This window comes from Streptococcus intestinihominis (genome assembly GCF_046824975.1).
Classification (GTDB): domain Bacteria; phylum Bacillota; class Bacilli; order Lactobacillales; family Streptococcaceae; genus Streptococcus.
Genome location: NZ_JBKQBL010000004.1, coordinates 54,323 through 60,558, shown reverse-complemented (window position 1 = coordinate 60,558; position 6,236 = coordinate 54,323). Strand labels below are relative to the sequence as shown.

Annotated in this window: 5 protein-coding genes; all 5 read left to right on the top strand. The window is 39.8% G+C overall.

Annotation, left to right across the window (positions count from 1 at the left end; all coding sequences use genetic code 11):
* Positions 1–82: 82 nt before the first annotated feature.
* The 5 genes from ACLOR3_RS07185 to ACLOR3_RS07165 are packed head-to-tail and all read left to right on the top strand — an operon-like array spanning position 83 to position 6,162.
* Positions 83–1,024: a glycosyltransferase family 2 protein gene (locus tag ACLOR3_RS07185; RefSeq protein WP_411399860.1), complete on the top strand. Its 942-nt coding sequence runs from the start codon at positions 83–85 to the stop codon at positions 1,022–1,024.
* The gene (locus ACLOR3_RS07180; protein WP_048716888.1) at positions 1,024–1,830 is read left to right on the top strand and encodes an ABC transporter permease; all 807 of its coding nucleotides are present in this window, start codon (positions 1,024–1,026) and stop codon (positions 1,828–1,830) included. The genes ACLOR3_RS07185 and ACLOR3_RS07180 overlap by 1 nt, the downstream gene beginning before the upstream one ends.
* Positions 1,830–3,053: an ABC transporter ATP-binding protein gene (locus ACLOR3_RS07175; protein WP_411399859.1), complete on the top strand. Its 1,224-nt coding sequence runs from the start codon at positions 1,830–1,832 to the stop codon at positions 3,051–3,053. Before ACLOR3_RS07180 ends, ACLOR3_RS07175 begins: the two co-directional genes overlap by 1 nt.
* 12 nt (positions 3,054–3,065) lie before the next feature.
* Complete coding sequence (locus ACLOR3_RS07170; protein WP_411399858.1) at positions 3,066–4,415, top strand: glycosyltransferase family 2 protein; 1,350 nt, start codon at positions 3,066–3,068, stop codon at positions 4,413–4,415.
* Position 4,416: 1 nt separating this feature from the next.
* The gene (locus ACLOR3_RS07165; RefSeq protein ID WP_411399857.1) at positions 4,417–6,162 is read left to right on the top strand and encodes a rhamnan synthesis F family protein; all 1,746 of its coding nucleotides are present in this window, start codon (positions 4,417–4,419) and stop codon (positions 6,160–6,162) included.
* The last annotated feature ends 74 nt before the right edge of the window (positions 6,163–6,236 follow it).

Here is a 6,236-nt window from a genome sequence, read left to right as displayed (position 1 = left end):
GGGGTCAACGTGCCAAGGCCAATATGAAGCAAAACTTTACCTGGGAAAAAATTGTAGGTGAGTACGAGGAATTATTCTTATCATGAAAGTAAATATCTTGTTGTCCACCTATAATGGTGAACAGTATCTAAAAGAGCAGGTCAAAAGTATCCAAGACCAGACTTATCAGGATTGGCAACTCTTGATCCGAGATGATGGGTCAACCGACGGTACGGTGGAGATCATTCGAGAGTTGGTAGCCCAGGATGAGCGCATTCGCTTTATCAATCAAGGTGCTATCGAAAATCTTGGTGTCATCAAAAGCTTCCATGCCCTCTTGAAATATGAAGAAGCAGATTTCTATTGTTTTAGTGACCAAGATGATGTCTGGTTACCAGACAAGATTGCTCTTCAAGTAGCAGAAGCGGCCAAGCACCCTCAAGAAGTGCCTTTGCTGGTCTACACAGATTTAAAAGTGGTCGATGAAAACTTGAACGTGCAGCATGAGAGTATGATTCGCACCCAGTCTGATCATGCCAATACCGAACTGATTCAAGAGCTGACGGAAAATACGGTAACTGGTGGGGTAGCCATGATTAACCACGCGTTGGCTGACTTATGGACAGGCCAAGAAAAACATGCGCTTCTTATGCATGACTGGTACTTGGCCTTGTTGGCAACTGCCTTTGGAAATCTAATTTATATCGATCAGCCGACAGAATTGTACCGGCAGCACAGTAGCAACGTTCTTGGGGCTCGTACCCTTAGAAAACGGGTTAAAAATTGGGTTCGCCCTCATATTCTTTTTGCTAAATATTGGAATCTCATTGAGTCCAGTCAAGAACAAGCAAAAAATCTATTGGATCTGCCTGTCAGTTCCCAAACTAAAGAAATCATTGAAAACTTTGTCACCATTATGGATGTTCCACTAAAAGAACGTTTGAGACGGATTCGTCAGTATGGTTATCGGAAGAACCGGGCTTTTCATACCTTTGTATTTACCAGCCTAATTCTGACAAAGTTTGCATATCGAGGTAAAAAATAATGTTTGACGTTTTTAGTCAGAAAAATCGAATTTTATTAAGAGAATTAATTAAAACAGACTTTAAATTACGCTACCAAGGATCAGCGATCGGTTATCTTTGGTCGATTTTAAAGCCATTGATGACCTTTACAATCATGTATGTCGTCTTCATCCGATTCTTACGTTTGGGTGGAGATGTGCCTCATTTTCCAGTTGCCCTCTTGTTGGCCAATGTAATTTGGGGCTTCTTCTCAGAAGCAACATCTATGGGGATGGTGTCGATTGTTAGTCGAGGCGACCTGTTGCGGAAGTTGAACTTCTCCAAACACATCATTGTCTTGTCTGCGATTTCAGGAGCAGCCATTAACTTTGTCATTAACCTTATTGTTGTTTTGATTTTTTCATTCTTTAATGGGGTGACATTCTCTTGGACAGCTTTGATGGTGATTCCGCTATTCTTTGAGTTGTTCTTGATGGCGACAGGATGTGCATTAATCTTAGCGACATTTTTTGTCCGTTTCCGTGACTTAGGTCAAGTCTGGGAAGTGCTCTTGCAAGCAGGCTTGTATGCGACGCCAATTATCTACCCAATTACCTTTATTGCAGACCGCAATCCATGGGCGGCTAAGTTGGTCATGATGAATCCATTAGCACAAATTATTCAAGACATGCGGTATTTCTTGATTGATAAGGCCAACACCCCTGTTTGGCTTTTGGTAGAGAATAAGTTCTTGGTTCTGATTCCTTATGTTTTACCAATTCTTATTTTTGTCGCTGGCTTTGCTTACTTTAACAAACATGCTAAGAAATTTGCGGAGATTCTCTAATGACAGATAAACAAATTGCAGTAAAAGTAGACCATGTCAGCAAGTACTTTAAGTTGCCAACAGAAGCAACCAATAGTCTTCGAACTGCCCTGGTCAATCGTTTCAAAGGCATTAAAGGCTATAAAGAACAGCACGTTCTCAAGGATATTTCTTTTGAGGTAGAAAAAGGAGACTTTTTTGGGATTCTCGGAAGAAATGGTTCTGGAAAATCGACTCTCTTGAAAATTATTTCTGAAATCTATGTACCAGAAAAAGGTGCTGTCACTATCGATGGGAAACTGGTGTCCTTCATTGAGCTTGGAGTGGGCTTTAACCCAGAACTGACAGGTCGTGAAAATGTCTACATGAACGGGGCCATGCTAGGCTTCTCAACAGCTGAAATTGATGCCATGTATGATGATATCGTAGACTTTGCCGAGTTGCATGAATTCATGAACCAAAAGCTTAAGAACTACTCATCAGGGATGCAGGTTCGTCTAGCCTTTTCGGTTGCGATTAAGGCTCAAGGGGATATCTTGATTTTGGATGAGGTCCTAGCAGTAGGAGATGAGGCCTTCCAGCGCAAGTGTAACGATTATTTCCAAGAACGGAAAAAATCAGGGAAAACTACTATCCTGGTTACCCATGATATGGGGGCCGTCAAGAAATATTGTAACAAGGCCGTTTTGATTGAAAATGGTTTGGTGAAAGCAATTGGTAGTCCTGAAAATGTTGCCAACCAGTATAGTTTTGACAATACAGCTCCTTTGCAACAGGGAGGAGAAGCTAGTGGAGGTGCTAATCCCAACCATGAAGAACAAGTATTGGTTGAAAACTTTCAGCTTCAGTTGTTAAGTTCGAACAAATTACGCCCCCAAGATACGATTCACTTCCAAATTGATTTTGATGTACTTGAAGATATCCAGACCTATATCGCTCTGTCTTTGACGGATATCGATCGGAACATTTGGATCTATAACGATAATTCTATGAATCAACTGATGAGTGGGGCTGGACATAAAACGGTTCACTACACTTGTTCCCTTCCAGCAGTGAATGACTTAAAAATGAAATTAGAAGTGACAGTGCGGGATGCCGAAGGACAGATGCTGGCCTTTTCAGATGCTACACAAACCCCACTAATCTTTATCAATCGAGATGATATAGCTTTGGATGATAAATCAGCAATGGATGCAGCAAGTGGCTTAATCCAACGCAATGGAACATGGTCAATGACTGACTAGACTGAGGGAGATATGGAAACGACGCCTTTTGTTTCGATAATTTGTACAGTTTTTAATAAAGAACCCTGGCTAAAGAAGACAATTGACAGCTTCTTGGCCCAACAAACAGAGTTTTCTTTTGAGATTATTTTAGTGGATGATGCTTCAAGTGATGGATCTCGTTCCATCATTCAGGATTATCAAGCAAACTACCCTGATCTGATCCGTGCCTTTTATCAGGATGAGAATCAGGGAATCGCCAAAACCTGGCTAGCTATCTGTAAGGAAGCACGTGGTCAGTATATTGCTCGCTGTGACGGAGATGATTTTTGGTTAGACCCTTTAAAACTTCAGAAACAGGTTGACTTATTAGAAAGTAAGCCTGATTGCAAATGGTCCAATACTGATTTTGATATCTATGATGAGCATGGCAATTTTGTTTCTAAGGCTGGCTTTGCTAATCATACGATTCCATTAGCAGATACCTACGAAAAAATGCTTGCGACTAGAGGCTTTACTATGGCCTCTACATGGCTAGTAGATAGAGATCTGATGCTAGAAGTCAATCAAGAGCTAGATCTTACGACATCAGACGATACCTTTAATCTACAGCTGGAACTCTTTCAACGGACTTCTTTAGCCTATCTGGATGAAGCAACGGTTGCCTATACTATCAACCAAGGATCGGATTCTCGTCCTTGTGATTTTAGAAAATTGGAACGTCGCTTCCATAAGCTACTGCAAACTCAATTAGCCTATCTTGATAAATATCCAAATGCAGATTTTAAAGAGATGACAAAAATTCTCTTAGATCGTACTAATACTTATGAGATTCGCTTGTCTAAACCAATGGACTCCCTTTCACATATTGGGATGGAATCTGTTACGATTTATTTGGGAGATGAAGAAAACACCTATTCGGAAGATCGTACCTTGACCAAACTGCTTCAAAAAGAAGATTGCCTGACAATCGAAATTCCGAAGGGAACTTCTGTTATTCGAGTTGATCTTTCGGAAAATCCTAGTTATTACTCTGATGTTGAATTGAAAGATTCGTCAGGCAAGGTTTGTTCAGCTGTTTATAGTAATGGCATTGTTGTTGATAATTTGTATTTGTTTAGCGAACCGGATCCTCAATTGATTTATGAAGTTGAAGAAGAAGGGGTGTATCAACTGAGCTATAAAATGATTTCTATAGATAATCCCTCTGCACCGGATTATATTGGAAAAGTTTTTGCAGCTTCAATGTTGCAGTCTATTAATAACATGAAGAGACTAGAAGCAGAGCTGGAAACTGCGAAAGAAGCATATAGAACTGTTATCACATCCAGACGTTGGACTATTCCAACAAAGATCTTGAAATTCTTTAGAATAAGGAAATAATATGCAACGTTTACTTTTATATGTTCACTACAATAAGTTTAATTTTATTAGTGGACATGTACTTTACCAATTAGAAAAAATTCGTCCCTTGTACTCACGGGTGATCTTTATCTCTAATAGTCAGCTACCAGAAGATGTGAAAGATCATTTGTCTTCCCAACAGTTGGTGGATGATATTCTTGAGCGCCAAAATAGTGGCTTTGACTTCGCTGCTTGGCGGGATGGAATGAAGACAGTCGGCTTTGATCAACTGTCTCACTTTGATTCTGTTACCCTCATGAATGATACCTGCTTTGGACCGCTTTGGGATTTAGAACCCATTTATCAGCAGTTTGAAAATGACCCTGAAGTAGATTTCTGGGGAATGACCAATTACCGGAAAGACAAGGATTTTAACGAGCATATTCAAAGTTATTATCTTAGCTTTAAAAAACAGGTTATTGAATCAAGTACTTTCCATGAGTTTTGGCAGGGCGTTCAAGACTTTACCAATGTCCAAGATGTGATCGATCACTACGAGACTAAGGTCACAACGAATTTCTTGGATGCTGGTTTTCGCTATAAAACTGTTTTTAATACCACCCATGAAGATACAACTGGGATGCTCTATCCAGACTTTTCTTACTACAATCCTACAGCGATTCTCAATCATAAGGTTCCTTTCATCAAAGTCAAAACCATTGCAAACAATGAAGGAATCATGCCTTATATTTTTGATGAATTGGAGCGTGTATCGGACTATCCATTGGATTTGATTCTTAACCACATGTCTATGATTGACCGTCCGGACTATCCTTATCTCTTATCCCGTAAGTATTTGAAGGATCAAAACTTAGGAGACACATTTGATAAAAAAGTTGCGGTTCATCTCCATGTCTTTTATGTGGACCTCTTGGAAGAATTTCTAGATGCTTTCCAAGCTTTTCATTTTGACTTTGATCTATGGATTACGACAGATGTAGAAGAGAAGAAGCAGGCTGTTGAGGAGATTCTTTCTAATCGGGTCCAAGTTGCGACGGTTGTGGTGACTGGAAACATTGGTCGGGATGTGTTACCAATGTTGCTCTTAAAAGAGCAACTCTCTCACTATGATTATGTCGGCCATTTCCATACCAAGAAATCTAAAGAAGCAGATTTCTGGGCTGGTGAATCTTGGCGGAAAGAATTGATTGATATGTTGGTTAAACCGGCAGATCAAATCCTTGCCAATATGGAAGCCAATCCAAAAGTCGGAATCACCATCGCAGATATTCCAACCTTCTTCCGATACAATCGAATAGTGGTTGCCTGGAATGAAGTTCTCATTTCACCAGAGATGAACAAGCTCTGGCAACGGATGGGAGCGACCAAGACAATTGATTTCAAAAATCTCAATACTTTTGTTATGAGCTATGGCACCTTTGTTTGGTTTAAGTATGATGCTTTGAAACCACTCTTTGATTTGAATTTGAAAGCAGCAGATGTTCCAGCTGAACCTCTTCCTCAAAATTCGATCCTTCATGCGATTGAACGCTTATTAGTCTACATTGCCTGGGATCAAAAATATGACTTTAGGATTTCCCAAAATCCACACGTTCTCACACCATTTATCGATAATAAGCAGTTGAACAATCGAGAGGATCTCCAACCACATACCTTCGTGGACTTTAATCAAATCGGTGGGATTAAAGGAGCCTTAAAGTATATCGTGATTGGGCCAGCAAGAGCAATAAAATATATTATGTTGAGACTTCTCAAGAGAAAGTAGAGGAAATCTTGTGAGTTTATTTGATAAAGAAAAGTTAAGAATTATTATCATTGCAATCGTCTTAATCTTGTTCT

Bases quoted from the DNA above. Each gene is read 5' to 3' on its own strand.
- ACLOR3_RS07185 (WP_411399860.1), top strand. From the start codon at position 83: ATGAAAGTAAATATCTTGTTGTCCACCTATAATGGTGAACAGTATCTA.
- ACLOR3_RS07180 (WP_048716888.1), top strand. From the start codon at position 1,024: ATGTTTGACGTTTTTAGTCAGAAAAATCGAATTTTATTAAGAGAATTA.
- ACLOR3_RS07175 (WP_411399859.1), top strand. From the start codon at position 1,830: ATGACAGATAAACAAATTGCAGTAAAAGTAGACCATGTCAGCAAGTAC.
- ACLOR3_RS07170 (WP_411399858.1), top strand. From the start codon at position 3,066: ATGGAAACGACGCCTTTTGTTTCGATAATTTGTACAGTTTTTAATAAA.
- ACLOR3_RS07165 (WP_411399857.1), top strand. From the start codon at position 4,417: ATGCAACGTTTACTTTTATATGTTCACTACAATAAGTTTAATTTTATT.